At 44.7% G+C, this 26157-nt stretch carries 24 protein-coding genes; 18 read left to right on the top strand and 6 right to left on the bottom strand.

Annotation, left to right across the window (positions count from 1 at the left end; genetic code table 11):
• Positions 1–133: 133 nt before the first annotated feature.
• A complete protein-coding gene (locus BCU34_RS21295) occupies positions 134–322 on the bottom strand; it encodes a DUF2065 domain-containing protein (RefSeq protein ID WP_010434105.1) in 189 nt (62 codons plus the stop codon).
• Between the two features lie 172 nt (positions 323–494).
• Between BCU34_RS21295 and BCU34_RS21290 the strand changes: the two genes are divergently transcribed.
• Positions 495–1811: an adenylosuccinate synthase gene (locus BCU34_RS21290; RefSeq protein ID WP_010434108.1), complete on the top strand. Its 1317-nt coding sequence runs from the start codon at positions 495–497 to the stop codon at positions 1809–1811.
• Between the two features lie 315 nt (positions 1812–2126).
• Positions 2127–2762, top strand: coding sequence for a flagellar protein MotX (gene motX / locus BCU34_RS21285; RefSeq protein WP_048661600.1), 636 nt, complete (start codon positions 2127–2129; stop codon positions 2760–2762).
• 128 nt (positions 2763–2890) lie between these two features.
• On the opposite strand, the gene BCU34_RS21280 is transcribed toward motX, so the two are convergent.
• On the bottom strand, positions 2891–4300 hold the full coding sequence (locus BCU34_RS21280) for an amidohydrolase (protein WP_102478973.1): 1410 nt from the start codon (positions 4298–4300) through the stop codon (positions 2891–2893).
• Positions 4301–4547: 247 nt separating this feature from the next.
• Between BCU34_RS21280 and rnr the strand changes: the two genes are divergently transcribed.
• The 5 genes from rnr to rplI all read left to right on the top strand — a co-directional run bounded on the left by rnr (position 4548) and on the right by rplI (position 9757).
• Positions 4548–7049, top strand: coding sequence for a ribonuclease R (gene rnr, locus BCU34_RS21275; protein WP_050647227.1), 2502 nt, complete (start codon positions 4548–4550; stop codon positions 7047–7049).
• A 188-nt stretch (positions 7050–7237) separates the two neighbouring features.
• A complete protein-coding gene (rlmB, locus tag BCU34_RS21270; RefSeq protein WP_017063180.1) occupies positions 7238–7978 on the top strand; it encodes a 23S rRNA (guanosine(2251)-2'-O)-methyltransferase RlmB in 741 nt (246 codons plus the stop codon).
• A 558-nt stretch (positions 7979–8536) separates the two neighbouring features.
• Positions 8537–8926, top strand: a complete 390-nt coding sequence (gene rpsF / locus BCU34_RS21265) for a 30S ribosomal protein S6 (RefSeq protein WP_004741278.1) — start codon at positions 8537–8539, stop codon at positions 8924–8926.
• A gap of 112 nt (positions 8927–9038) precedes the next feature.
• Positions 9039–9266 carry a 30S ribosomal protein S18 gene (gene rpsR / locus BCU34_RS21260; RefSeq protein WP_000090472.1) on the top strand — a complete coding sequence of 76 codons (228 nt, stop codon included), beginning with the start codon at positions 9039–9041 and terminating at the stop codon, positions 9264–9266.
• Positions 9267–9304: 38 nt separating this feature from the next.
• Entirely contained in the window at positions 9305–9757 is a 453-nt protein-coding gene (gene rplI / locus BCU34_RS21255; RefSeq protein WP_010434182.1) for a 50S ribosomal protein L9, read from the top strand.
• A gap of 181 nt (positions 9758–9938) precedes the next feature.
• Here rplI and BCU34_RS21250 read toward each other — a convergent pair whose 3' ends face one another.
• On the bottom strand, positions 9939–10823 hold the full coding sequence (locus BCU34_RS21250) for a DUF481 domain-containing protein (protein WP_102433514.1): 885 nt from the start codon (positions 10821–10823) through the stop codon (positions 9939–9941).
• Between the two features lie 176 nt (positions 10824–10999).
• Between BCU34_RS21250 and BCU34_RS21245 the strand changes: the two genes are divergently transcribed.
• Genes BCU34_RS21245 through BCU34_RS21235 form a run of 3 tightly spaced genes read left to right on the top strand, consistent with a single transcriptional unit; the run spans position 11000 to position 14712 of the window.
• Entirely contained in the window at positions 11000–12391 is a 1392-nt protein-coding gene (locus tag BCU34_RS21245) for a replicative DNA helicase (RefSeq protein WP_016767560.1), read from the top strand.
• A 6-nt stretch (positions 12392–12397) separates the two neighbouring features.
• Positions 12398–13483 carry an alanine racemase gene (alr, locus tag BCU34_RS21240; RefSeq protein ID WP_048661604.1) on the top strand — a complete coding sequence of 362 codons (1086 nt, stop codon included), beginning with the start codon at positions 12398–12400 and terminating at the stop codon, positions 13481–13483.
• Between the two features lie 23 nt (positions 13484–13506).
• Positions 13507–14712: a BamA/TamA family outer membrane protein gene (locus BCU34_RS21235; RefSeq protein ID WP_413286283.1), complete on the top strand. Its 1206-nt coding sequence runs from the start codon at positions 13507–13509 to the stop codon at positions 14710–14712.
• Between the two features lie 117 nt (positions 14713–14829).
• On the opposite strand, the gene BCU34_RS21230 is transcribed toward BCU34_RS21235, so the two are convergent.
• A complete protein-coding gene (locus BCU34_RS21230; RefSeq protein ID WP_048661605.1) occupies positions 14830–15249 on the bottom strand; it encodes a secondary thiamine-phosphate synthase enzyme YjbQ in 420 nt (139 codons plus the stop codon).
• A 326-nt stretch (positions 15250–15575) separates the two neighbouring features.
• On the opposite strand from BCU34_RS21230, the gene pgi reads away from it, so the two are divergent.
• A complete protein-coding gene (gene pgi / locus BCU34_RS21225) occupies positions 15576–17228 on the top strand; it encodes a glucose-6-phosphate isomerase (RefSeq protein ID WP_102478972.1) in 1653 nt (550 codons plus the stop codon).
• A gap of 148 nt (positions 17229–17376) precedes the next feature.
• Here the strand turns inward: pgi and BCU34_RS21220 are convergent, their stop codons facing one another.
• Positions 17377–17838 (bottom strand): chemotaxis protein CheX, encoded by a 462-nt coding sequence (locus tag BCU34_RS21220; protein WP_017059940.1) that lies wholly within the window; start codon positions 17836–17838, stop codon positions 17377–17379.
• 17 nt (positions 17839–17855) lie between these two features.
• Positions 17856–18314: a zinc uptake transcriptional repressor Zur gene (gene zur, locus BCU34_RS21215; protein WP_017059941.1), complete on the bottom strand. Its 459-nt coding sequence runs from the start codon at positions 18312–18314 to the stop codon at positions 17856–17858.
• Between the two features lie 313 nt (positions 18315–18627).
• Here zur and dusA point away from each other — a divergent pair, with 313 nt between their 5' ends.
• From dusA to BCU34_RS21180, 7 genes are all read left to right on the top strand, one after another.
• Positions 18628–19608 carry a tRNA dihydrouridine(20/20a) synthase DusA gene (gene dusA, locus BCU34_RS21210; protein WP_102478971.1) on the top strand — a complete coding sequence of 327 codons (981 nt, stop codon included), beginning with the start codon at positions 18628–18630 and terminating at the stop codon, positions 19606–19608.
• 207 nt (positions 19609–19815) lie between these two features.
• The gene (pspG, locus tag BCU34_RS21205) at positions 19816–20037 is read left to right on the top strand and encodes an envelope stress response protein PspG (RefSeq protein WP_102478970.1); all 222 of its coding nucleotides are present in this window, start codon (positions 19816–19818) and stop codon (positions 20035–20037) included.
• 135 nt (positions 20038–20172) lie between these two features.
• The gene (locus BCU34_RS21200) at positions 20173–20844 is read left to right on the top strand and encodes a TIGR04219 family outer membrane beta-barrel protein (protein WP_102478969.1); all 672 of its coding nucleotides are present in this window, start codon (positions 20173–20175) and stop codon (positions 20842–20844) included.
• A gap of 192 nt (positions 20845–21036) precedes the next feature.
• Positions 21037–21267, top strand: coding sequence for a hypothetical protein (locus tag BCU34_RS21195; RefSeq protein WP_102478968.1), 231 nt, complete (start codon positions 21037–21039; stop codon positions 21265–21267).
• A gap of 123 nt (positions 21268–21390) precedes the next feature.
• On the top strand, positions 21391–23256 hold the full coding sequence (locus tag BCU34_RS21190; RefSeq protein ID WP_102478977.1) for an assimilatory sulfite reductase (NADPH) flavoprotein subunit: 1866 nt from the start codon (positions 21391–21393) through the stop codon (positions 23254–23256).
• Positions 23256–24983: an assimilatory sulfite reductase (NADPH) hemoprotein subunit gene (gene cysI / locus BCU34_RS21185; protein WP_102433532.1), complete on the top strand. Its 1728-nt coding sequence runs from the start codon at positions 23256–23258 to the stop codon at positions 24981–24983. Before BCU34_RS21190 ends, cysI begins: the two co-directional genes overlap by 1 nt.
• A complete protein-coding gene (locus tag BCU34_RS21180) occupies positions 24976–25752 on the top strand; it encodes a phosphoadenylyl-sulfate reductase (RefSeq protein ID WP_102478967.1) in 777 nt (258 codons plus the stop codon). Before cysI ends, BCU34_RS21180 begins: the two co-directional genes overlap by 8 nt.
• Positions 25753–26157: the final 405 nt, after the last annotated feature.

Genomic DNA, 26157 nt, shown 5'->3' with positions numbered 1-26157 from the left:
TCAATAAGCAAAATGCGTTAAAACTTAAAAGGCTCCCATTATGGGAGCCTTTTTGTTTTCTATTGTTTTCAGGTCTACGATTGGGGGCGCGAGGGAAGGCGCTCAATAGCGTTCTACTTATAGAAACCTAAACCTAGCGGTAGGTCATGAAAGCGATAACCGCTCCTGCCACCACAAGACAGCCGCCAATGCGACGCAGTTGTGTGTCTGGTTGTTCGCTCAGTTGCGCGACCATGTTTCTCCAGCCATTGGGTGCAATTAAGGGGCCGAGCCCTTCAACAATAAGTACGAGCCCAATAGCGAGCCAAATTGATTGAGACATGGTTCTGCCTTTTGTCTGTAAAAAAGCAATGATATCAGTATCTTCATACATTCGCCCTCAGTTATCACTGGTTTATTTTTGTACAGCGTTAACGTTTATGGACAAAAAGTGACTGCAAGAAGTGTGATTCAGTGCTAGAATCCATTTTTAATTAGCAACAGAAATTGGAAAGATGGGAAATAACGTAGTCGTTCTAGGCACCCAATGGGGTGATGAAGGTAAAGGTAAAATCGTTGACCTTTTAACTGAAGATGCAAAATACGTGGTTCGCTACCAAGGCGGTCACAATGCAGGTCACACACTTGTAATTGACGGTGAAAAAACCGTTCTTCACTTAATTCCATCAGGTATCCTACGCAATAACGTTAAATGTGTTATTGGTAACGGTGTAGTATTATCGCCTGACGCACTTCTAAAAGAAATGAAGCCTCTTGAAGATCGCGGTATCCCAGTACGTGAGCGTCTTTTCATCTCTGAAGCTTGTCCTCTAATTCTTCCGTACCACATTGCAATCGACAACGCGCGTGAAATCGCTCGTGGCGCTAAAGCTATCGGTACAACGGGTCGTGGTATCGGTCCAGCTTACGAAGATAAAGTTGCTCGTCGCGGTCTACGCGTTGGCGACCTTTTCGATAAAGAAGCATTTGCTGAGAAGCTAAAAGAAGTTATGGAATTCCACAACTTCCAACTAGAGCACTTCTACAAAGCTGAAACAGTAAGCTACGAAGAAGTTCTTGAGCAAGCGATGAGCTACGCAGACATGTTAACTGCGATGGTTATCGACGTAACTGACGAACTAGACGCAGCACGTAAGCGCGGCGACAAGATCATGTTCGAAGGTGCTCAAGGTACGCTACTAGATATCGACCACGGTACTTACCCATACGTAACGTCTTCTAACACGACTGCTGGTGGTGTTGCTGCAGGTTCTGGTTTCGGTCCTCGTCACATCGGTTACATCCTTGGTATTACTAAGGCTTACTGTACTCGTGTTGGTTCAGGTCCATTCCCAACTGAGCTATACGATGGCCTTGAGAAGCAAGACCCAGTTGGTAAGCACCTAGGCGATGTTGGTCACGAGTTTGGCGCAACAACTGGTCGTCTACGTCGTACTGGTTGGTTCGATGCTGTTGCTATGCGTCGTGCAATCCAAATCAACTCTCTATCTGGTATGTGTCTAACTAAACTAGACGTTTTAGATGGCCTAGAAGAACTAAAAATCTGTACTGGTTACAAGATGAAAGATGGTTCTATCCTAGAGGTTTCTCCAATGGCTGCTGAGTCATTTGAAGAAGCGACGCCAATCTACGAAACCATGCCTGGTTGGTCTGAAAACACATTTGGTGCTAAATCTATCGACGCGCTTCCACAAGCTGCTCTAGATTACATTAAGCGTATCGAAGACCTAACTGGCGTTCCAATTGATATCGTATCAACTGGCCCAGATCGTAACGAAACTATCATCAAGGTTCACCCATACGGCGCGTAATGCCCGCTGAGTGATTACCACAGCATCAATATTGCTTTGACAATTAAAGTGCTTTGATAATTAAATCGTTTCTAAAAGCCGACTTTATTAAGTCGGCTTTTTTGTACCTGTAATTTGAAAACGAAGCCGTCTTTGGTGATCTTTTGAACGCCATCTGGCAAAATATTGCCCATTAGCGGCAAGTTTTGTCTAAAGCCATCAGGGTTATTGCCGATACAGATATCATGGAAAGTGAAGTTCACCCTGTTTTGTGCGTGTAGAAATCCTCTGCACCCCTCAATAGATAACTTTAGCGACAGATAATAGAGTGCAGGTATGAAGCTACGAATTGTAGCAGCTTCATTGATAATGGCGCTGAGCTCATCCTTGAGTCATGCTAATTTGGCTGATGTGGGAGAGCCCGTTCCAATATATACAGAAGCTGAACTGATTAATTTAATCGAAAATAATCAACATCTAGAGCGAGTGAAAGCTGATAAGTGCCAGTTAGTTGAAGATATCGTTGCTCGTGCAACGCGTATTAGCTTGCCTTCTTATGAGTTTTTATACGGCGATATGTTGGCTTGGGGTGTGTGTGTTCCACAAGATGTAGAGCTTGGCCTTTACTATATGGAAAACGCGGCACATCAAGGTTTACCCGCTGCATTAGAGCAGTTAGGTCGTTATTACTCTCGTGGTACTTTGGTACAACAAGACAAAGAGCGTGCGATTCCGTATCTACGTGAAGCGGCTTCGATGGGGAATCTAAGTGCGAGTATTCACTTAGCTGAACTCTTGTTACGTGACTACGGTAGTCCATTGGATTATGAAGATGCTTACCGTTGGTTGTATAACTCGGTAACGGCAGACCAAAGACAACACAGACGTATCACTGTGCTTCGTAGTGGTCTGGAACAGAGAATGCCAGACAATATTATTGCTCGAGCAAAACGTCGAGACGTGTTCTGGTAATACCGAGCAAAAAAACTGTAATGATCCCTGCACTCATTGTTACAGGAAATAAGATTTAAAAAGCCCCGCCTAATTGAATTAGTGCGGGGCTTTTTACGTTTAGATGGTCATGCTATTCGATAGCGAGCTTATTGAACAACCTCACCAGACTCAATGACCGTTTCACGAACAACCTTGGTGAAATCGAGTGCTTCTTGACGAATCTTGTCTTCGTCTACCGTTAGCATGTCGCGGTCTTGCATGATGATCTTGCCATCAACGATGGTGTGGCGAACGTTACCCGAGTTAGCAGAGTAAACTAATGCTGAGTATGGGTTGTACACTGGAACCATGTTTGGTGCCTTGGTATCGATCACTATGATGTCGGCGAGTTTGCCTGCTTCAAGAGAGCCAATCTTATCTTCCATGTGTAGCGCTTTTGCTGCGCCCATGGTCGCCATGTCGATCACTTTGATCGGCGGCATCGCAGCACGATCTTTATTAACTAGCTTGTGAACCTTAGCGACTTGGTTGAACTCATCAATCGTGCTCAGTGTGTTACCAGACATTGGGCCATCGGTACCTAAACCGATACGCACGTTCTCGTCATACATCTTAAGCGCAGGTGATACGCCTTTTGCTGACTTGATGTTAGCACTCATGTTGTGAGCTACGCCCATATCCGATTTCTTCACCAGTTCGATATCATGATCGTCTACTAGGATCATGTGTGCACCCACCAAGTTTTTGTTGAGTGCGCCAATGCTGTCCATGTATTGAACTGGAGATAAGCCACCTGAGCGTTCTGCAATTTTCTCTTCTTCACGGTGTGACTCTGCAAGGTGAATCATTACTGGAACATCTAACTCTAGAGAGAGCTTAGATATTTTCTGCAGGATCTCTGTGGTGTTGGTGTAAGGAGCATGCGGTGCAAACGCTGGTGTGATGCGTGGGTGATCTTTATATTCTTCAATGAAGTTCAACGCGTACTTAATACCTTCTTCGGCGTTAGCCGCATCGGCTACAGGGAACTTAATCACCGTTTCACCTAGGATGGCACGCATACCAATCTTATCGACGGTTTTTGCGACTTCATCTTCGAAGTAGTACATGTCGGCGTAAGTGGTCACACCGCCTTTTACCATTTCAACGTTACCTAGGTTCGCCCCAATACGTACCATGTCTCGCGATACTAGCTTTTTCTCTAGTGGGAAGATGTAGCGGTGCAGGCGATCTGGCACATCATCGGCCAACGAACGGAAAACCGTCATTGATACATGAGTATGAGTATTGATAAGACCCGGCATAACGATATCGCCATCAACGTCTAACACTTGCTTAGCTTGGTACTGCTTCTCTAGTGAAGCATCACCCACCGCAATGATTTTGTTGTCTTTGACGACAACAGTACCGCTTTCATAAACCGTTTTGTCTTGGTTCATGGTCAGAACCATGGCATCGGTAATCATCAGGTCAGCTTTTTCCATTGCCGAACTCGCAAATGGAAATAGAGCGAGGCTTGCCATTGCTGAAGCCAATAAAGTGCGTTTTAGTTTCATATCATACTCAGAACAGGAGTTGGTAAAGTGCGTGGATAATAGTGTATTTCATTCATGGCGCAAACGTTTGTTTTATCGTTTGCTTGAAATTTTGATGATAGTCCACGTCTATGAAGCGATGTTTCACAAAGTGAAAATACGTATCAATCTGAGGTTATTTGAGTGTTTTCCAAAGCATATCTGTAGCTTACCCCTAGCATCAGATATACTAGGGGTATATACCTTCCTTGCTTAAGCAGGCCCGCCTATGTCAAAAAACACACCAACGTCAGAAAACACGACAGCGACAACCACTGTTGATCCTTTTGCCGACCGAGAGTCGAAAAATTACGATAACCCAGTACCAAGCCGAGAGTTCATTATTTCGTTTCTAACAGACGCGAATATTCCGATGAACCGCAACGATCTATTCGAAGCTTTGGGTCTTGCTGGAGAGGAACAATATGAAGGGCTGCGTCGTCGTTTACGTGCAATGGAGCGTGATGGACAGCTTATCTTTACTCGTCGTCAGTGCTACGCATTGCCTGAGAAGATGGAACTGATCAAAGGCTATGTGATTGGTCATAAAGACGGTCATGGTTGGGTTCGCCCAGATGGCAGTGTGGGTAAAGACAATGATATCGTGCTGCCACATCACCAGATGAAAACCATCATGCATGGTGATTACGTATTGGTTCAGCCTACTGATAACAGTAAGCGTGGCCGTCGTGAAGGTCGCTTGGTTCGTGTGCTTGAAGAGCGTAAAACGCCACTTGTTGGTCGCTTCTTCCTAGAATACGGCCATTCTTACGTTGTTGCTGATGATTCGCGTATTAGTCACGACATCCAGATCCCAACTGAGCATAAAGGCGGTGCTCGAATGGGTAATGTGGTTGTGATTGAGATTACGGATCGCGGTGGTCGTTCTCGTAACATGATGGGTAAAGTAACCGAAGTTCTTGGTGAAAATATGGCGCCGGGTATGGAAACGCAGATTGCGATCCGTACTCATCAGATCCCACAAGAGTGGCCTGAAGCGGTAGATAAGCAAATCGAAAACCTCGGTGAGCATGTTCCTGAAGAAGCAAAAGAAGGACGTGTAGACCTGCGTAAACTGCCATTGGTTACCATTGATGGTGAAGATGCGCGTGACTTCGATGATGCGGTTTACTGTGAAGCGAAGAAAGGCGGCGGCTGGCGTCTATGGGTAGCGATTGCTGACGTAAGTTACTACGTTCGCCCAGATACCGCGCTAGACAAAGAAGCGATTAACCGTGGTAACTCGGTATACTTCCCGTCACAAGTTGTACCAATGCTGCCAGAAGTACTTTCAAATGGCTTATGTTCATTGAACCCACAAGTAGACCGTTTATGTATGGTGTGTGAGATGACTATCTCAGACAAAGGTAAGCTGTCGGGTTACAAGCACTATGAAGCAGTCATGAACTCTCATGCTCGTCTTACTTACAATAAAGTAGGCGCGATCTTAGATGGCAATGAAGAACTTCGTGAGCGTTACGAGCCAGAAGTACCGCATCTAGAAGAACTGCACAAGATGTACAAAGTTCTGAAGAAAACGCGTGATGAGCGTGGTGCGATTGAGTTTGAAACGGTAGAAACCAAATTTATCTTCAATGCGGATCGTAAGATCGACCGCATTGAACCGGTAATCCGTAACGATGCACACAAGATCATCGAAGAGTGTATGATTCTGGCGAACATCGCATCGGCATCTTACGTAGAGAAAGCGAAAGAGCCTGCTCTGTACCGTGTTCACGAAACTCCGGGCGAAGAGCGCCTAATGGGCTTCAAGAGCTTCTTAAGTGAATTAGGTTTAACACTGGAAGGTGGTCTGTCGCCATCACCTGTAGACTATGCACAATTGATGCAACAGATTAACGAACGTGAAGACCGTGAATTAATCCAAACCATGCTACTTCGTTCAATGAAGCAAGCGGTCTACAACGCGGATAACGCGGGTCACTTTGGCTTAGCCCTTAAACGCTATGCTCACTTTACCTCGCCGATTCGTCGTTACCCTGACTTGCTATTGCACCGTGCGATTAAGTACCTTATTGCGAAAGAAGGCGGTCGTAACAGCGAACGTTGGACGCCAACCGGTGGTTACCACTACACTTTCGATGATATGGACTTCTACGGCGAGCAGTGTTCAATGACTGAGCGTCGTGCTGATGACGCAACGCGTGAAGTAAACGACTGGTTGAAGTGTGAATACATGCAAGACCATGTCGGTGAAGTGATGGATGGTGTAATTGCCAACGTGACTGGCTTCGGCTTCTTTGTTCGTCTAACTGAACTGCACATCGATGGCTTGGTACATATCTCAGCGCTAGCGAACGATTACTACCAATTTGATGCTGTTGGTCAGCGTCTCGTGGGTGAAAGCTCTGGTAATATCTACCGCTTGGGTGATTCGGTTAAAGTGAAAGTTTCTGCGGTTAACTTAGAAACTCGCCAAATCGACTTTGACTTAGAAGACACTGATCGTCAGCCGCGTGGTAAAGGCAAAACAGCCAAGAAGCGTGCAGCCGAAGCGATGAAAAAGGCGAAAAGCAAGAAGCGCTCAGCAGTGAAGAGTAATAAGCCAGGTGTATCAGCGAAGCCTATGGTTGAGCCAACTAAGCGACCTGACGGAAGCAGCGAAGGCCCGGCTAAGAAGAAAAAGCCAGCGAATAAAACCGGTGCTGCTAAAGCTCGCGCTAAGAAAAAGCGTGCTGCAAGCCGTAAGCCAAAGGCTGATAAGTCTTAAGACTGATAAATCTTAAGATTAATAAGGCGCTCTGCTAATCAGGTTTAGCGCCTAACTGATTTAATACGAAATGACTTTAATGCGAGAGTATCAGGCGCAAGACGCATACTCTCGAAATAAACAATACAGAGATGAATGCGTCGGGTTTGATGTCATTCTTCTCTGAGCAATAAGAGTAAGTTGAGACAATGAGTAACGAATTTATTTACGGTATTCACGCGGTGAAAGCCGTACTAGAAAAAGATCCTGCACGTTTTATCGAAGCGTATGTACTGAAAGGTCGCCAAGACGAGCGTCTTCTTCCATTACTGAACCAACTGCAACAGTTTGGTGTGTCGATTCAACAGATGGGTCGTAAGCCGCTGGATGAAAAAGCACAAGGTGCGAATCACCAAGGCCTTATTGCTAAGGTGAAGCCTGCTAAGCAGCTTAATGAAACTCACCTAGACGATATCCTAGCGCAGCACGAACAGCCTTTGCTGTTGGTTCTAGATGGCGTAACAGACCCTCACAACCTAGGAGCTTGTCTACGTAACGCGGATGCCGCAGGTGTTGCTGCGGTTATCGTACCGAAAGATCGCTCTTCGCCGTTAACAGCAACGGTAAGCAAGGTTGCGTGTGGCGCAGCGGAAACAGTTCCTCTTGTGCGTGTAACCAACCTAGCTCGCACAATGCGAGCACTGCAAGAGCAGGGCGTATGGTTTGTGGGCACGGCAGGTGAAGCAACGCATGATATCTACCAAGCGAAACTAACAGGCCCACTTGCGGTTGTGATGGGTGCAGAAGGTGACGGTATGCGTCGTCTAACTCGTGAAACCTGTGATGATCTGATTAAGATCCCAATGGCAGGTAGCGTATCAAGTCTGAACGTTTCGGTAGCTTCTGGTATTTGTTTGTTTGAAGCGGTACGTCAGCGCTTAGCTCAATAGCGTTAAGCTGAGTCAAAAGGAAAAACGACTTTAAGTCTATGAATTGATTAACGCCTACCACTTGCTGGTGGGCGTTTGTTTTTAGGCTGCTACGAAAGAACGGGTTGGTTTGTCAGATGGCAAGGGGTTGTTGCTCTTTCGTGGTTGAATTTTGTTCGAGATAAAATCGTTTTAGGCGCGGCGAAGAGTATGTAGCCTAGTCATTCTAAGCAAATATTCTTCAACAAAGCATAAAACGATTTTAGCCGAACCCTTCGGGCAGCCTTTGTGGTTCATTTCTACTGCGTTATCGGCTTTTTATGTAGGCTAGCTACACGTCAAAGCCTCTGTCTTGTATAAATTTCCCACAAAGAGCTGCAAAAGCCAGCTCGAAAGATTAACAGCCCCTAAATGGCGAAAGAAAAACTGTTTCATTATTCGCCAAATATCACTTGCCAATACAGGGTTCTTTCTATAATATTTGCCGTCCTTAAAACTCGGTCATTTATCTTTAGTTCCTTGCTTCCTCTGGACGACCGGGCCACTCGTGGAAGCTAATAATCCGTAAGGAGCAACCAAATGCGTCATTACGAAATCGTATTCATGGTTCACCCTGATCAAAGCGAGCAAGTTGCTGGCATGATCGAGCGTTACACTGGTTCTATCACTGAAGCTGGCGGTACTATCCACCGTCTAGAAGACTGGGGTCGTCGTCAAATGGCTTACCCAATCAACAAGCTTCACAAAGCTCACTACGTTCTTATGAACGTTGAAGCTGGTCAAGAAGTGATTGACGAGCTAGAAACTGCTTTCCGTTTCAACGATGCAGTTCTACGTAACATGATCATGCGCACTAAAGGCGCTGTGACTGAGCAATCTATTATGCTTAAGCAAAAAGAAGAGCGTGCAGAGCGTGCTCCTCGTCGCGAAGAGCGTACAGAAGCTAAACCAGAAGCAGCTGCTGAGTAATTCTTTTTTGGCTTAACGCCTTAAAAAATTCTCAACTTGTTTTAGGTCGTTGATAGTTATTTCGATAATTGTGAAAGACCGCTTTACTAAATTTAAGATCAGGAGATAGCCCATGGCTCGTTTCTTCCGTCGTCGTAAATTCTGCCGTTTCACTGCAGAAGGCGTACAAGAGATTGACTACAAAGACGTAGCAACTCTTAAAAACTACATCACTGAAGCTGGTAAAATCGTACCTAGCCGTATCACTGGTACAAGCGCTAAGTACCAGCGTCAACTAGCTCGCGCTATCAAGCGTTCTCGTTACCTAGCTCTACTACCGTACACTGACAAGCATCAGTAATCGGTAATAGTTAATAATAGTTTAAGAGGACTAAGATAATGCAAGTTATTCTACTTGATAAGATCGGTAACCTAGGTGGCCTTGGCGACCAAGTAAACGTTAAATCTGGTTACGCTCGTAACTTCCTTATCCCACAGGGTAAAGCAGTTATGGCAACTAAAGACAACGTTGCTATGTTCGAAACTCGTCGTGCTGAACTAGAAGCTAAAGTTGCTGAGCAACTAGCTGCTGCTGAAGCTCGTGCAGAGAGCGTTAACACTCTAGAAGGCGTTACAATCGCTTCTAAAGCTGGTGACGAAGGTAAACTATTCGGTTCTATCGGTACTCGTGACATCGCTGACGCTATTACAGCGGCAGGTGTTGCAGTAGCTAAGAGCGAAGTACGCCTACCTGAAGGCGCTCTACGTAACATCGGCGAATTCGAAGTAAGCATCCAACTTCACTCTGAAGTTTTTGCTACTGCGAAAATCGCTATCGTTGCAGCTGAGTAATTTCAGTACCAAGACGAATTCTTTCTTTTGAAAGTTTTAAACACCAGCCTCGGCTGGTGTTTTTTTATGTCTGGAATATAGGAAAGTACAAGGAAGGGTTGTGGTAAGTAAAAAGCTTACCGTGATCCATAAGCTGTTATTGCTGAACTGGTCGTTCTCAAGGTTAGAAGTGATCTTAAGATTAGAATTGGAATAGCAGGTTTATAGATAGAACAGAGTCTTCTTTGCTTAATCCTTCAGGCACTTTATCGTGGTATTGGCGAGAGTGAGCGATCTTCAGCGCGATATTGTCAGTAATATCATTGATGGCTTCGAGTTCGGTATCAAACTTTAGGTTACTGTGGCCAGACACTAATGTCACATCCGCTTTTAGCTGCAGATTCTTCAATACCTGCCAAGACGTATTCACGTTGCCACGAAAAATCGCTTCTTCAACAATCTCTGGGAAGATGATGTCATCATCGTCTAGCTCATCGAGATTCGGCTCTTGGTAACGAAAACCCGGACCGACTTCGACTTCCAATACAAACTCTTCTGTATTTGAAAACTGGTAACCCAGACCGCTCGAAACAGTGTAGTCCTTAAAGTAGGCGCTGTATCGTGAATCGACACCTTTGAAACTGCCGTAAAGGTAGGTTTTAGGGCTTAACTTGTAGTCACTTTGAGCCGAGTAAGTCGATTGCCTTTTATCTTCTTCGCCATCTTTGTAGAGGTTGTAGTATTTCCATTCACCACTGGTTCTATGACGGCCAGCCGTGTACTCACCGTTAAGGCGTGCGTTAAGCGATCGTGAATCAGAATTACCAGTATGCGACTGATATCCAAATTCGACTTCCGTTTTTAGCGGGCTCGGCAGCTCTGTATCACTTGTATCACTCGGTGCGATATCCATATCTTTTTCTTCAGGTGCTGGTGCAACGACGATCGGCTCAGCAGTAGGTTCTGGAACTACTATAGAGTCGAGAATTGCATCAACAGAGGCTTTAGCATCATCAGCTAAGGCCAACGGAGCGCTCAGGAGACCAGTGCTTAGAAGACCAGTGCTCAGAGCCAATAATTTGGACACGCATACCTCTAGTTATACAGTGAGTGAATGGCAGGATCGTAATGCTACCCTTGGTTAATTCCGTCAGCAATAGGTAAATTCTTCCTGAAGAATAAAACAAACTCATAGGATCGGATTACAAACGGATGTTCTTGGGTATAATGAACGATCATTATTAGTTATTGAGTGTAGTCATAGTGGATACCAAAAGTCAGAAATCAGCCAACGATCAGGTGGACGCCATCAAGGTCCCGCCACATTCATTAGAAGCTGAGCAATCTGTTATTGGCGGTTTGTTATTGGATAACGAACGCTGGGATACGGTTGCCGAAAAGGTTGTGGCCAAAGACTTTTATAGCCGTCCTCACCGTCTGATCTTTGAAGCGGTAAAGGATATCCTTGAAGAGAGCTCTCCTCTGGATCTTATTACACTCTCTGAACATTTAGAGCTGCGTGAGCAACTTGAAGAAGTGGGTGGCTTTGCTTACCTAGCTGACTTAGCGAAAAACACCCCAAGTGCGGCAAACATCAATGCGTATGCGGATATCGTGGCGCAACGTGCACTCGTTCGTAGCCTGATCGGGGTGGCGAATGAGATTGCGGATTCTGGTTATGACCCACAAGGTCGTACATCGGAAGAGCTGGTTGATCTTGCTGAAAGTAAAGTCTTCGCGATAGCCGAAGGCCGTGCAAGTGAAAACGAAGGTCCGCAAAACGTTGATAGTATTCTAGAAAAGACGCTAGAGCGTATCGAGATCCTATACAAAACGCCACAAGATGGTGTGACAGGTGTCGATACCGGTTTCAACGACCTCAATAAAAAGACTGCTGGCCTACAAGGTTCTGACTTAATTATTGTTGCTGCTCGTCCATCGATGGGTAAAACCACGTTTGCGATGAACTTGTGTGAAAACGCAGCGATGAAGCAAGACAAACCTGTTTTAATCTTCTCGCTAGAGATGCCAGCCGAACAGCTGATGATGCGTATGCTTGCGTCACTTTCTCGCGTAGACCAAACCAAGATTCGTACTGGTCAGTTAGACGATGAAGATTGGGCTCGTATCTCGTCGAGCATGGGTATTCTTATGGATAAGAAGAATATGTATATCGATGACAGCTCGGGTCTAACGCCAACAGAAGTACGTTCTCGTGCTCGACGTATTGCTCGTGAACACGATGGTATCTCTATGATCATGATAGATTACCTTCAATTAATGCGTGTACCTTCGTTATCTGATAACCGTACTCTTGAAATCGCCGAGATTTCTCGCTCATTGAAAGCGCTGGCAAAAGAGCTCAACGTTCCGGTTGTAGCACTTTCTCAGCTTAACCGTTCCCTAGAGCAACGTGCTGATAAGCGCCCAGTAAACTCGGACTTGCGTGAATCAGGTTCGATTGAGCAAGATGCCGATTTGATCATGTTCATCTATCGTGATGAGGTTTATAACCCAGACAGCTCACTGAAAGGTATTGCTGAGATCATCCTTGGTAAGCAGCGTAACGGTCCTATCGGTTCGGTTCGTTTGACATTCCAAGGTCAACACTCCCGATTTGATAACTATGCAGGTCCTGCATTTGATGATGAGTAATCGCTAATGACTTACATGAAAGCGGCGACGGCGAGCATTGATTTAAACGCGCTCGAACATAACCTGAACCAGATAAAGTCGAAGGCTCCTCAGTGCAAGGTAATGTCTGTTGTAAAAGCCAATGGTTACGGACATGGCTTACTGCATATCGCCAAGCATTCAAAAAGCTCTGATGCTTTTGGTGTGGCGCGTATTGAAGAAGCGTTACAACTGCGTGCTGGTGGCATTGTTAAACCTATTTTGTTGCTGGAAGGGTTTTACTCTTCGGGCGATTTACCCATCTTGGTGACCAATAACATTCAAACGGTAGTGCATTGTGAAGAGCAATTAAGCGCGCTAGAGGATGCGGATTTGGAAACCCCCGTTGTGGTATGGCTAAAAGTCGATAGTGGTATGCATCGATTAGGTGTTCGCCCTGAGCAATACCAAAACTTTGTTGAGCGTTTGCATCAATGTGCAAACGTAGCTAAACCTCTGCGTTACATGAGCCATTTCGGTTGTGCTGATGAACTAGATAGAACCACCACCGTTGAACAGACTGAGCTTTTCTTGTCTCTTACCGAAGGTTGTGAAGGTGAGCGTTCACTTGCTGCTTCTGCGGGTTTACTCGCTTGGCCTGACAGCCACCTTGATTGGGTTCGCCCAGGAATCATCTCTTACGGTGTATCTCCGTTTGTGGATAAATCAGCGCAAGAGCTTGGCTTTTTGCCAGTGATGACTTTGACCTCACACCTGATAGCGGTTCGCGATGTGAAATCCGGTGAAAGTGTTGGTTATGGCGGAAACTGGACCAGTGAACGTGATACCAAGGTTGGAGTTATCGCGATTGGTTACGGTGATGGCTATCCTCGTACAGCACCTAACGGCACACCAGTGTTCGTTAACGGTCGAAAAGTACCGATCGCAGGACGAGTATCGATGGATATGCTAACGGTTGACCTAGGCCCTGATGCGGCTGATAAAGTCGGTGATGAGGCGACGCTATGGGGTAAAGACTTACCTTCAGAAGAAGTGGCGGAACATATTGGCACTATCGCTTACGAGTTGGTTACGAAACTGACTTCGCGTGTTGCGATGGAGTATGTGAAGTAATCATGGATCTTATAAAGTAAATGATGTTCAAGCGAACGACTCGACACTTAGTGATGTCAGTGATGGCGCTACTTGGTGTCAGCTTTTCTTCCTCTGCTTTGAGTGAAGAAAAAGATTCAGCCTTTGTCCCTTTCTACTTCAGCACCGAAACAATGGGTAACACCTTTGGGGTTGCGGGTGTCGCAAAGGGTGTTTGGCAACCTCAAGCCGCTCTGTTTGGTATGGCACTTTATTCAGATAAAGATAGCTACGTCGGTTTCTTATCAGCCTTTAATTTTGCATTGTCTGAGAGCGTACTGTTCAGCACTCAGATGTATCAAGCTCGCTTCAACGACAACCCGTATTACATTGGCTCTCAAGGCGATAATGATTCATCCATTGATGACAAAACCATTGCCGATGGCTTAGAAGAAAACTATCAGTTTGAGTTTAAGTACCTGCTGCCTTGGGGCAATGTTGCAGAATATGGCTTGTTAGGGGGATTTCAACCGATCAAAGACGTGAGCCTTGCTTCGCCCGTTGAGTCGGGTGTCAGCTCGATTGTCTTTACACCTTTTTATACTTCCCGAGAGTTAGAAGGCTTAAACAATTCTGAAGAGGCGACGGGCTTTAGTTTGGCGTTTGATTGGGATAACCGTGATAGCACACGTAACCCAACCAAGGGCTCTCATACTAACTTAGAATTCACCACCGGAGCAGAAAGCTGGTCTAATGATGACTTGTGGCTCAAGTGGACCTTCCAAAATAGTCAGTACTTTGCTTTAGGTCCTTTAGGGGACTTATTCGATCAACAAGTTTTAGCATTCGATTTCTATACGGCTGACACGCCTACATGGGATAACTGCTCTGGGCAAGATTGTGCTCGTCCACCGGAGACCGAGCAAGCTCGATTAGGTGGCTTGTATCGATTACGAGGTTATACCGGAGGCCGTTATCACGGTCGCTCTGCAGTGCATTACTCTGCAGAGTATCGAGTGCTTCCTGACTGGCAACCTTTGGGCGATATCCCACTGATTAACTACTACGACTTGCCTTGGTGGCAATGGGTAGCGTTTGCTGAAGTAGGGCGTGTTGCCGATGAGTACGACATTAAAACACTGCATACAGACATGAAGTGGAGCTTAGGTGGCGCAGTTCGTTTCCAAGTGGAAGGCATTGTTGTTCGTGCTGAATTAGCGCGAGGTGGTGATGAAGGGACCTTTAGGGTCATGATAAATCAGCCCTTCTAAAGCTTTCGGCCTACAGTAGGCCAAATACTATTTTTATAAGAGTGGTTGTGGAAACGCACCACTCTTTTTTATTAACAAGATATTGTTTTTATTAAGGAGATCTTGTTTTCAAGCAGTCTACTCACCTTGCATCGTAGCAATCACAGTTCGGCTTCCACCACAATCCCGGTGCTCTCCTAAGTAAATGCCCTGCCATGTTCCTAAAGCTAAACGACCATTGCTAATTGGTATTGTCACACTGGTGCCAAGTGTCGATGCTTTAATGTGGGCAGGCATGTCATCATCACCTTCATAGGTGTGTCTGTAGTAGGGCGCTCGCTCTGGGATAAACTTATTGAAGTGCGACTCCATATCGGTACGGACGGTAGGATCTGCGTTTTCATTTAATGTGATGCTGGCAGAGGTATGTTGGATAAAAAGATGTAATAAACCAACAGATAGAGAATTGATATCGTGTATCTGTTGTTCAATTTCATCAGTAATGAGATGAAATCCACGCTTTCGTGCATTTAGGTGTATAGTCTTCTGAATCCACATACGCCATCCTTTATAATGTATTTGGAAAAAAAGTGGTTTAACGCTATCTTTTGAACTTGAATTTATCAGGTATCGCTCACATTTAATTATGTTAGAGCTAGAGTCTGTACCGATTCTTCTGTCAGGAAATCTAATCCTGATTTATCTCAAGGTACAGCTCTTCATATGCGGCATAATACGTCGTGAAAAAAAATTACAAAGAATCTTTCAGTGGTGGCGCGGTTTGGTCATCACAGAAAAATATAAACTTTCGCCTAATCGGGGGTTCTATTCATCACCTAGGTGACGTTTAGAATAAAACCTACAGTAACATCGGGATAGATACCATGTTGAAAAATATCAACCCAACGCATACACAAGCGTGGAAAGCTCTAACGGCACATTTTGAGTCTGCTCAAGATATGGATATGAAAGAGCTGTTTGCTCAAGATGCAAAGCGTTTCGAGAGCTTTTCTACTCGTTTCGGTTCTGACATCTTAGTCGATTACTCTAAGAACCTTATCGATGCTGAAACTATGCAGCACCTATTTGCTCTTGCGAACGAGACTGAAGTTAAGTCTGCAATTGAAGCAATGTTCGGTGGTGATGCAATCAACAAGACTGAAGGTCGTTCAGTACTTCACACAGCTCTACGTAACCGTAGCGACAACCCAGTAATGGTTGATGGCAAAGACGTAATGCCAGCAGTGAACGCAGTACTAGCAAAAATGGAACTGTTCACGCACCGCATCGTTTCTGGTGAGTGGAAAGGTTACACAGGTAAAGAGATCACTGATGTAGTTAACATCGGTATCGGCGGTTCGGACCTTGGTCCATACATGGTGACTGAAGCTCTAACGCCATATAAAACTCGTCTAAACATGCACTTCGTTTCTAACGTAGATGGCACTCACATCGTTGAGACACTTAAGCCTCTGAACCCAGAAACAACGCTATTCTTAGTGGCATCTAAAACATTCACTACTCAAGAAACAATGACTAACGCACACTCTGCACGTGATTGGTTCTTGGCTGAAGCGGGTGACAACGCACACGTAGCTAAACACTTCGCAGCACTATCAACTAATGCAACTGCAGTTGCTGAGTTTGGTATCGATACTGACAACATGTTCGAATTCTGGGACTGGGTTGGTGGCCGTTACTCACTATGGTCTGCGATCGGTCTTTCTATTTCTCTTTCTGTTGGCTTCGATAACTTCGTTGAGCTACTAGAAGGTGCTCACGAGATGGATAACCACTTTGCTTCAACTGAGTTTGAAAGCAACATTCCAGTCATCCTTGCGCTTATCGGTATTTGGTACAACAACTTCCACGGCGCTGAGTCAGAAGCAATTCTACCTTACGATCAATACATGCACCGTTTTGCTGCTTACTTCCAGCAAGGTAACATGGAATCAAACGGTAAGTTTGTAGACCGTGAAGGTAACCCGGTAGAGTACCAAACTGGTCCTATCATCTGGGGTGAACCTGGTACAAACGGCCAGCACGCTTTCTACCAACTGATTCACCAAGGCACTAAGCTGATCCCATCAGACTTCATCGCGCCTGCTATCAGCCACAACCCAGCATCTGATCACCACCAGAAGCTAATGTCTAACTTCTTTGCTCAAACTGAAGCTCTAGCTTTCGGTAAGACAAAAGAGGCTGTAGAAGCTGAATTCCTAGCTGCGGGCAAAACAGCTGAAGAAGTTGCTGAGCTAGTACCTTTCAAAGTGTTTGAAGGTAACCGCCCAACGAACTCAATTCTTGTTAAGCAAATCAACCCTCGCTCTTTAGGTAACCTAATCGCGATGTACGAGCACAAGATCTTTGTTCAAGGTGTTATCTGGAACATCTTCAGCTTCGACCAATGGGGTGTAGAACTTGGTAAGCAACTAGCAAACCAAATTCTTCCAGAGCTTGCTGATGATGCTCAAGTAACATCTCACGACAGCTCAACGAACGGTCTAATCAACGCATTTAAAGCGCTTAAAGCTTAATTGAGTCGATAGCATCCAAAAAACGCCAACCTTCGGGTTGGCGTTTTTGTATCTGTAGAGCAAGCAATGGTTAAATCGCAGGTAATAAAAAAGGCTGGCATTATGCCAACCTTCTTTGATACTCAGTACTGCTAGAAATAAACAGCTGTTATTCGAAACAGATCTCGATGAAAGCATTACCCCATTGAGATGAAAAAGGCATGATGATGATTGCCCCATCACACTTGTGACGAATCGTATGACCTTTACCGGAAACCACGATTGGCGTTGCCATATCGAAGTCAAAACCGCTTTCCGCAAGAATACGTTTTGCACCGCCAGTCACCATGTTAGTGATTTCACCCACCATATCGGTCACTTCTTCGTTGAGGCCGTTTGGTCGTTCACCGAGCATGTTTTCCATGATTTCGAGAGCGAGACCTTCATCAAAGGTGATCGACATAGAGCCACGAGATTGTGTACCCACCATACCAATTAGGCCGGATACATCGCCACGAGCGATTTCATCTTTCTTAACTCTTGGTTTTTGTGGCTTCAATTCTAGAGAAGCCATCGTTTTTAGTACGTTCATCAAAGAAGCTAAAAACGGGTTTACAAATTCAGCGCGCATAATGTTCTTCTATAATCTTATTCTTTCATCTCGGAGGAGCAAGATTGGCAAATGCCATGCGATTCAATGACATGATTAGTCAATTGAAAGCCATGCTTCTCAGCGTTACTGGCGAGTAGGGTGACAAGCGCATCGTCTTGCAGTTCGATCACAGTGCCACATTTATCGCAGATCAGTAGTTGGGAGAAATGTTTGTTGGCATTGCAAGAACAGCAGCATATGAAGCTATTGGTTGACTCAACTCGGTGAATGAAACCTTGCTCTAACAAGAAATCTAAAGCGCGATAAACCGTAGGAGGCTTGGCTTGTGGTTCACTGACTTTCAACTGCTCTAACAATTCATAAGCACTAGAGGCTTTTTTATTAGAGAGAATGAGCTCAAACACTCGCTTTCTCTGAGGCGTCAATCTAACGCCTCGCGATGCGCATATCCCTTCAACTTGCTCTATTAATGTGTGGTCCAAATTTTTCACCATTCAATCGGCCATCCCTAATTAAACCCTATTTCTAGGTTACTACGTTTTGGGGGCCAATGATTTCTATTAAAGTCAGGTACAGAGCGTATTGTGACCCACGACTTTGAATAAGACAAGGTAACTCAAAATGACAGTGTGACTCAAGGCATAACTGATTAATGAGGCTGAATTAGAGATCTGGTGAATAGGTTTATAAAAAAGTGTGAGGCAAAGTTCATATAGCACAAACAGGGCATAGCATTTACAATAGCCGACCTTGCTTTTGCTGGGTATTCCAGCATATTTTTTTGACTCGCTACTAGGGTACTTTGCCATGACACATTCATGTAGGTTGTCTGTCGCTCCAATGCTCGATTGGACTGACCGCCACTGTCGTTACTTTCACCGTTTGCTTTCTCAGCAGACTCTTCTGTACACGGAAATGGTAACAACGGGCGCGATCTTACATGGTAAGGGCGACTTTCTAGAATATAACGAGCAAGAGCATCCTCTTGCTCTTCAACTCGGCGGTTCTAATCCGGTTGATCTGGCTGCTTGTGCCAAACTGGCTGGTGAACGTGGTTATGATGAAGTAAACCTTAACGTCGGTTGCCCTTCAGACCGAGTTCAGAATGGTCGCTTTGGTGCGTGCCTAATGGCTGAGCCTGAGCTGGTGGCAGATTGTGTTTCAGCGATGAAAGAAGTCACTGATATTCCAATTACCGTGAAAACGCGTATCGGTATCGATGACCAAGACTCTTATGAGTTTCTAACTAAGTTTGTTTCGACGGTTTCTGAAAAAGGTGGCTGTGAGCAATTTACTATCCATGCGCGTAAAGCGTGGTTGAGTGGCCTGAGTCCGAAAGAGAACCGTGAGATCCCACCTCTAGATTATGATCGTGCATATCAAATCAAGAAAGATTTCTCTGATCTGGTGATTGCCGTGAATGGTGGCATTACTACTCTTGAGCAAACTAAAGAGCACTTACAACACCTTGATGGCGTGATGATTGGTCGTGAGGCTTACCATAGCCCATTTATCTTGGCTGAAGTCGATCAGCAGATCTTTGGTTTAGACTCGCCAATCAAGAAGCGCTCACAAGTGGTTGAAGAAATGTACCCGTACATCGAACGTGAACTTTCAAATGGCGCAAGCTTAGGACATATCTCTCGTCATATGCTTGGTTTGTTCCAAAGCATGCCTGGTGCAAGACAATGGCGTCGCTACATCAGTGAAAACGCACATAAGAAAGGTGCAGGTATCGAAGTGATGCAAACAGCATTGGCTAAGATCCCTAAAGAGCTAAATGTCTAACCTCCCTCTAAGTTAAAAACCTTAAGGTTAAATTCGCCATTAGAGGCTAAATTTACCACTACAAGTTTCCGAAAAGCTACGCATGAAGATGTGTGGCTTTTTATTTATCTGATAAATAAGGATTTTCTTGGGTTGGCATACTTGGTATGGAAGCTGCAATGTTAGAAAGTAGGAAAGATAGGTCATTAACTCATTAGGGAGACCATTATGTTTGAATTAATCTTTGTTCTTATTTTCGTTGCAACTCTGCTTGTCACAGGTATCACGTTTATGACGATATTGGCCGCAACCGGAGTAGCGTTATTAGTCATGTTGGTCTTAGGTATGATGGGCGTTGTGTTTAAGTTACTGCCTTGGTTGATCGTGATTGCAATCGGTGTGTGGTTTTTCAAAAACTTTGTACACAGTTCTAACCAGAGACGTTACTAAGGTCATAGTGCCGTCAAATCTTTACTCGTCAGCGGTTTATCGTTTTAGAATTTAAGATGTGTGGTAGAATTTTCCCCAATAATCTATGAATGTGCATACAATTAGCACTACGATATGGAATTGGAGCTATCTCAAATGAATAAAATGCCATTAATTGCTTTAGTGGGAATGCTATCTTTAAGTTCAGCAGTGTCTGCTGCTGAAGAGTTTTCTTACACGGCTAAAGTCGGTGCTGATATGTGGTGGGGAAGTACAAAGTTAAACGAAGTTAGACAAGATGACGATTCTAACTCACCTTCGTTGTATTTCGCATTTGAGCATAATGCCCCAGTGCTCCCAAATGCTAGCTTCCGTTATACCTCTGTTGATGCGGACTCGTTGGCTTTTGATAAGTACGATTATACGTTTTACTACACACTGCTAGAGCACAAGTTGATGAACTTCGATGCTGGTGTGACGTTTACTCAGTACTCGAACTCTAATTATATCGAACCAAAAACGACGGGTGCGAAAACATCAACGTTTGATGAATTCACGTGGAGCTTCTACGGTAACGCAGAGATCAATGTGCCGGACACCAACTTCGATATCATTGGTACGATGGAGTTCGGTGATAGCAGTGGTATTAAGAGCACTGACTTGATGGCGGGTGTTCAGTACCGAATCCCTGTATCAGAATCTGAAATTGCCCTGCGTGGTGGTTACCGTGTTATCGACCTAGATTCGGATGAGTTCTTTAGCTCGGAACTAGGTAAGAGCTTTGTCATGGTCGATGGTTGGTTTGCTGGTGCTGAAGTGCGCTTCTAGGCCATATAAAGCAAATTTAGAACGAATTTTAAGAACGCCACTTTATTAAGTGGCGTTTTTTTATATCTATTGATTATATCTTTCTGGAATTAGTTAGCACATTCATCACTTTCGACCATCCTTAATACAAAGAGCTAATTAGCGTCTATTCTTAGAAGGTCTATGTTGTGAGGTCAAAGCAAGGGATGGAATATGACACTCAATGAATTACGAAATTTATATAGAGAAAACTTGTTAGTTGAAGCCATCATAGAGCCCTCAATTCAAGAAGGGTCTTGGGTTGTGGAGTTTCGCCATATGGGAGGTGGCTTTGTTCTGCTTACTGATGTTCATGGTGAAGAATGTCATTACGCGGATTTAGACCTAGCATCTAAGTCAGCAATGGCGGTTGGCTTTCAGCAAGTACGCATTGAAGACCAGTAAGGCAATTTACGTTTCAATCGGTTTTTACTTCCAAAAAGTTATAAAACATACTTTTCTATTCTTTCTTGTTATTAAAAGGAGTGGTTAATCTATCGTCACGCAATGATTAGGGATGTCGTGACCATGTCTTTAAATAAGAAAGAGTCTTCACAAAATAATAATGCACAGTCTGGGGCTAATGAGTTACCTGGGCTAGCAGCACCACTTAATGACCAACAATTGGGTCATCTTCAGCAAACTGTTTCTGAACTGTCTTCACAGCAACTGGCGTGGGTCAGTGGTTATCTTTGGGGAGTGAGCCAAGCTCAGCCTGTCGGTGCTGCTGCGCCAATCGCTCAAGCGGCCGCTGCATTAGCGGCTAAGCCTGCGGGTAAGCTCAGCATTATCTTCGCTTCTCAAACGGGTAATGCAAAAGGCGTCGCTGAATCGCTAGAGGCAGAAGCCAAAGCCTTAGGAATCGCGGTCGAGCTTTTCGATGCGAGTGATTATAAAGGTAAGAACTTAGCCAAAGAGACACACGTCATTTTCGTCGCTTCAACCAATGGTGAGGGCGAAGCCCCTGATAACGCTATTGAGTTGCATGAATTCCTTCAATCGAAGAAAGCGCCAAAATTATCGAATCTACAATACGGTGTGATTGGTTTAGGTGACTCCAGCTATGAGTTCTTCTGCCAAACGGCTAAAGATTTCGATAACTTCCTCGCTAAGCTTGGTGCTAAATCGTTTGTCGATCGCCTTGATTGTGATGTTGATTACGAAGAGTCAGCAACGGAATGGCGCGCTAAAGCATTAGAGCAAGTAAAAGAGACGCTATCGACAGGCACTGAAGCCGATGTGGTTCAATTACCTGTAGGTCAAGCGGCTGCTGGTCATTCGCAATACACCAAACAAAACCCATACACAGCGACACTATTAACCAGCCAAAAGATCACGGGTCGTGACTCGGGTAAAGATGTTCGTCATATCGAGATTGATCTTGATGAGTCGGGTATTACTTACCAACCGGGTGATGCACTGGGTGTGTGGTATGAAAACAGTTCAGAACTCGCGAATCAGATCCTTTCTAAGGTTGGGTTATCTGGCATCGAAAGTGTCGATGTCGATGGTGACAATCTATCTATCCATAGTGCGCTAGTGAGTAAATTTGAGATTACCACTTCAAACCCTCAGCTTGTGACCAAGTTTGCTGAGTTATCTGGCAGCAAGAAGTTAATCAAGTTGGTGGAAGATAAAGACAAGCTTCGTGAATACGCGGGCAATACTCAGATCGTTGACGTACTAGCAGAGAAGAAAACCAAGCTATCGGCTGATGAGTTAATTGGCCTGTTACGTAAGCTGACTCCGCGCCTCTATTCTATTGCATCAAGCCAAGCGGAAGTGGATGAAGAAGTTCACTTAACGGTTGGTCTGGTTGAATACCAAAAAGGTGAAGAGTCTCGTTTAGGTGGAGCATCAAGCTTCTTGGCTCAGCGCCTTGAAGAAGGTGGCGAAGTGAAGGTGTTTGTAGAGAACAACAATAACTTCAAGCTACCACAAGACGACAATACACCAATCATCATGGTCGGCCCGGGTACAGGTATCGCTCCTTTCCGCAGTTTCGTTCAAGAGCGTGAAAACAATGATGCTGAAGGCAAAAGCTGGTTGTTCTTCGGTGACCGTACCTTTACTCAAGATTTCTTATACCAAGTTGAATGGCAGAAGTACCTTAAGTCTGGCGCGCTAACTAAGCTAGATGTTGCCTTTAGCCGTGACCAAAAAGAAAAGGTTTATGTTCAGGATCGTTTAATCGAACAAGCAGAGCCGGTTTGGCAATGGCTCCAAGAGGGCGCGTACCTTTATGTTTGTGGCGATGCGACTCGAATGGCGAAAGATGTCCATGAAGCGTTAGTTACTATTGCGGAAAAACATGGCAATCAGAGCCGCGAACAAGCTGAACAATATATTAATGATTTACGTAAAGCGAAACGTTACCAAAGGGATGTCTACTAATGAGCAAGCAAGTAATAGAGCAAGAAGTGCTAGGTCAAGTACTTGGACCTTTGGCTGACAATGAACGTCTTAAGCGTGAAAGTAATAACCTACGCGGTACGATTGAACAAGATCTCCAAGATCGAATAACTGGTGGCTTTACTGCTGATAACTTTCAGTTGATTCGTTTCCACGGTATGTATCAACAAGACGACCGTGATATTCGCAACGAACGTACCAAGCAAAAGCTCGAACCGTTACATAACGTAATGCTGCGTGCTCGTATGCCTGGTGGCATCATTACCCCTAAGCAGTGGTTGGCGATTGATAAGTTCGCAGACGAAAGTACCTCTTACGGTTCAATTCGTCTAACAACTCGTCAAACGTTTCAGTTCCACGGTGTCTTGAAGCCGAACATTAAGTTGATGCACCAAACGCTAAATAACATTGGCATTGATTCAATTGCGACAGCGGGTGATGTAAACCGAAATGTTCTGTGTACGACAAACCCGGTTGAGTCTGAGCTTCACCAAGAAGCTTATGAGTGGGCGAAAAAGATCAGTGAACATCTATTACCGAAGACTCGTGCTTATGCAGAAATCTGGTTAGATGGTGAAAAACTAGAAACAACGGATGAAGAACCTATCCTTGGTAGCAACTACCTACCGCGTAAGTTCAAGACGACGGTTGTCATTCCTCCGCAAAATGATGTGGACGTCCATGCTAACGATCTTAACTTTGTTGCTATTGCTGAAGACGGAAAGTTGGTGGGCTTTAACGTGTTAGTCGGTGGCGGTCTTGCTATGACACATGGTGATACCTCTACTTATGCACGTAAAGCTGACGACTTTGGTTTTGTGCCATTAGATAAAACGTTAGATGTAGCAGCGGCGGTGGTAACGACTCAGCGTGACTGGGGTAACCGTTCAAACCGTAAGAATGCAAAAACCAAATACACGCTAGACCGTGTTGGTATTGATGTATTCAAAGCAGAAGTAGAAAAGCGTGCAGGCGTAGAATTTTCTGAAAGCCGACCTTATGAGTTTACTGGCCGTGGTGATCGCATTGGTTGGGCGGAAGGCATTGATGGTAAGCACCACTTGGCGTTATTCATCGAGAATGGTCGTTTACTTGATTTTCCGGGTAAAGCTCTGAAAACAGGTGTTGCTGAAATAGCGAAGATCCACAAAGGTGACTTCCGCATGACTGCAAACCAAAACCTAATTGTTGCGGGTGTGTCGACGAGTCAAAAGGCCAAGATTGAAAAACTGGCGCGTCAATATGGCTTGATGGACGATGCTGTTTCAGAGCAACGTAAAAACTCAATGGCGTGTGTGGCTTTCCCAACATGTCCTTTAGCAATGGCAGAAGCTGAGCGTTTTCTTCCTGAGTTTGTAACGGATGTTGAAGACATTCTGAAAAAACATGGATTACCAGAAGAAGATAACATCATCCTTCGAATCACAGGTTGTCCAAACGGTTGTGGTCGTGCAATGTTGGCTGAACTTGGTTTAGTGGGTAAGGCTCCGGGGCGTTACAACATGCACCTAGGTGGCAACAAGGCCGGAACTCGTATCCCTAAGATGTATAAAGAGAACATCACATCAGCTCAGACCTTAGAAGAGATTGATGCGCTGGTGGGACGTTGGGCTACAGAACGCAACGACAATGAAGGGTTCGGTGATTTTACAATCCGAGCTGGCATCATCGAAGAGGTGATCATTTCCAAGAGGGATCTGCATGCATAATTCTGTCGCTTCAAAATTGAAGTTAGCAGAGCTACTCGCATTGACTAAGACGGAGCAAATACTTCGTCTTGGGCAAATTAATGCTGAGTTAGAACAGCTAACAGTATTAGAAAGAGTTAAATGGGCATTAGAAAACTTGGAAGGATCACATGTTGTGTCTTCAAGTTTCGGCATTCAAGCCGCGTTAATGCTGCACTTAGTGACTCAAGCAAAACCAGATATTCCGGTTATTCTGACGGACACAGGGTATCTATTTCCTGAAACATATCGCTTTATCGATGAGTTAAGTAAGAAGTTGACTCTAAACCTTCAAGTCTTTCGTGCCCAACAGAGCCCTAATTGGCAAGAAGCGCAATATGGAAAACTTTGGGAGCAAGGTATAGAAGGGATAGAGAAGTACAACAAGCTTAATAAAGTTGAACCGATGAGAAGAGCGCTAGATGAGCTCGAGGCTGGGACATGGTTTTCCGGTTTAAGAAGAGAGCAATCTCAATCGCGTGCAAACTTGCCAATCTTATCTATTCAAAATGGTGTGTTTAAATTTTTGCCGGTAATCGATTGGACGAATAAAGATGTTCACTATTACCTAGAAGAGCATGGTCTCGGTTATCACCCGCTTCGAGAGCAGGGTTACCTTTCTGTTGGAGATACACATACAACTAAGAAGTGGGAACCGGGTATGACTGAAGAAGAAACTCGTTTTAATGGGCTGAAACGCGAATGTGGTCTCCATGAAGATGATGGAGAGCAATATGGCTCTGGGATTTAGACTCATTGTTATTTAAAAAGCTGCCATAAGGCAGCCTTTTTTGTTTCTAGGGGATAAAATTAGAGCGATTGTGGGTAAGTCTGTGGTTATTGTGTAGTTACTTTGTAGTTAAAGTTGAATAAATAAGGCTTTGAGTGTTTATTCGTCATGTAATCGTTATTTTTGCATTTTTCTTTAATAAACACTTGCCAATGTGATGAACATCTCTATAATGCCGCCTCACTGACACGGCAGACGCCACAAGGCTTCAGCGCAGAATGTTAGTTAGGCAACTAGCTTTAAGCGATTATTCGCTCCTACTTTTAGAAAGTAGAAATTAATTTTCAAAAGTGTTTGACACTGAGAATTAAATCGCTAGAATGGCCGCCTCTTCCGAAGTGATGCAAGTCACAACGAAGAGAAGCT

This window comes from Vibrio sp. 10N.286.45.E10, from assembly GCF_002874195.2.
Classification (GTDB): Bacteria; Pseudomonadota; Gammaproteobacteria; order Enterobacterales; family Vibrionaceae; genus Vibrio; species Vibrio crassostreae.
Note: the sequence above shows the minus strand (reverse complement) of the source record. Positions and strands in the feature narration are given on the sequence as shown.

Excerpts from the sequence above, each read along its gene's own strand:
- alr (WP_048661604.1), top strand. The coding sequence starts at position 12,398 with ATGACTTACATGAAAGCGGCGACGGCGAGCATTGATTTAAACGCGCTC.
- motX (WP_048661600.1), top strand. The coding sequence starts at position 2,127 with ATGAAGCTACGAATTGTAGCAGCTTCATTGATAATGGCGCTGAGCTCA.
- cysI (WP_102433532.1), top strand. The coding sequence starts at position 23,256 with ATGAGCAAGCAAGTAATAGAGCAAGAAGTGCTAGGTCAAGTACTTGGA.
- BCU34_RS21295 (WP_010434105.1), bottom strand. The coding sequence starts at position 322 with ATGTCTCAATCAATTTGGCTCGCTATTGGGCTCGTACTTATTGTTGAA.
- BCU34_RS21180 (WP_102478967.1), top strand. The coding sequence starts at position 24,976 with ATGCATAATTCTGTCGCTTCAAAATTGAAGTTAGCAGAGCTACTCGCA.
- rpsR (WP_000090472.1), top strand. The coding sequence starts at position 9,039 with ATGGCTCGTTTCTTCCGTCGTCGTAAATTCTGCCGTTTCACTGCAGAA.
- BCU34_RS21220 (WP_017059940.1), bottom strand. The coding sequence starts at position 17,838 with ATGCGCGCTGAATTTGTAAACCCGTTTTTAGCTTCTTTGATGAACGTA.
- rplI (WP_010434182.1), top strand. The coding sequence starts at position 9,305 with ATGCAAGTTATTCTACTTGATAAGATCGGTAACCTAGGTGGCCTTGGC.
- rpsF (WP_004741278.1), top strand. The coding sequence starts at position 8,537 with ATGCGTCATTACGAAATCGTATTCATGGTTCACCCTGATCAAAGCGAG.
- dusA (WP_102478971.1), top strand. The coding sequence starts at position 18,628 with ATGACACATTCATGTAGGTTGTCTGTCGCTCCAATGCTCGATTGGACT.
- rlmB (WP_017063180.1), top strand. The coding sequence starts at position 7,238 with ATGAGTAACGAATTTATTTACGGTATTCACGCGGTGAAAGCCGTACTA.
- BCU34_RS21230 (WP_048661605.1), bottom strand. The coding sequence starts at position 15,249 with ATGTGGATTCAGAAGACTATACACCTAAATGCACGAAAGCGTGGATTT.
- pspG (WP_102478970.1), top strand. The coding sequence starts at position 19,816 with ATGTTTGAATTAATCTTTGTTCTTATTTTCGTTGCAACTCTGCTTGTC.
- BCU34_RS21280 (WP_102478973.1), bottom strand. The coding sequence starts at position 4,300 with ATGAAACTAAAACGCACTTTATTGGCTTCAGCAATGGCAAGCCTCGCT.
- BCU34_RS21195 (WP_102478968.1), top strand. The coding sequence starts at position 21,037 with ATGACACTCAATGAATTACGAAATTTATATAGAGAAAACTTGTTAGTT.
- BCU34_RS21190 (WP_102478977.1), top strand. The coding sequence starts at position 21,391 with ATGTCTTTAAATAAGAAAGAGTCTTCACAAAATAATAATGCACAGTCT.
- zur (WP_017059941.1), bottom strand. The coding sequence starts at position 18,314 with ATGGTGAAAAATTTGGACCACACATTAATAGAGCAAGTTGAAGGGATA.
- rnr (WP_050647227.1), top strand. The coding sequence starts at position 4,548 with ATGTCAAAAAACACACCAACGTCAGAAAACACGACAGCGACAACCACT.
- BCU34_RS21235 (WP_413286283.1), top strand. The coding sequence starts at position 13,507 with ATGTTCAAGCGAACGACTCGACACTTAGTGATGTCAGTGATGGCGCTA.
- pgi (WP_102478972.1), top strand. The coding sequence starts at position 15,576 with ATGTTGAAAAATATCAACCCAACGCATACACAAGCGTGGAAAGCTCTA.
- BCU34_RS21290 (WP_010434108.1), top strand. The coding sequence starts at position 495 with ATGGGAAATAACGTAGTCGTTCTAGGCACCCAATGGGGTGATGAAGGT.
- BCU34_RS21200 (WP_102478969.1), top strand. The coding sequence starts at position 20,173 with ATGAATAAAATGCCATTAATTGCTTTAGTGGGAATGCTATCTTTAAGT.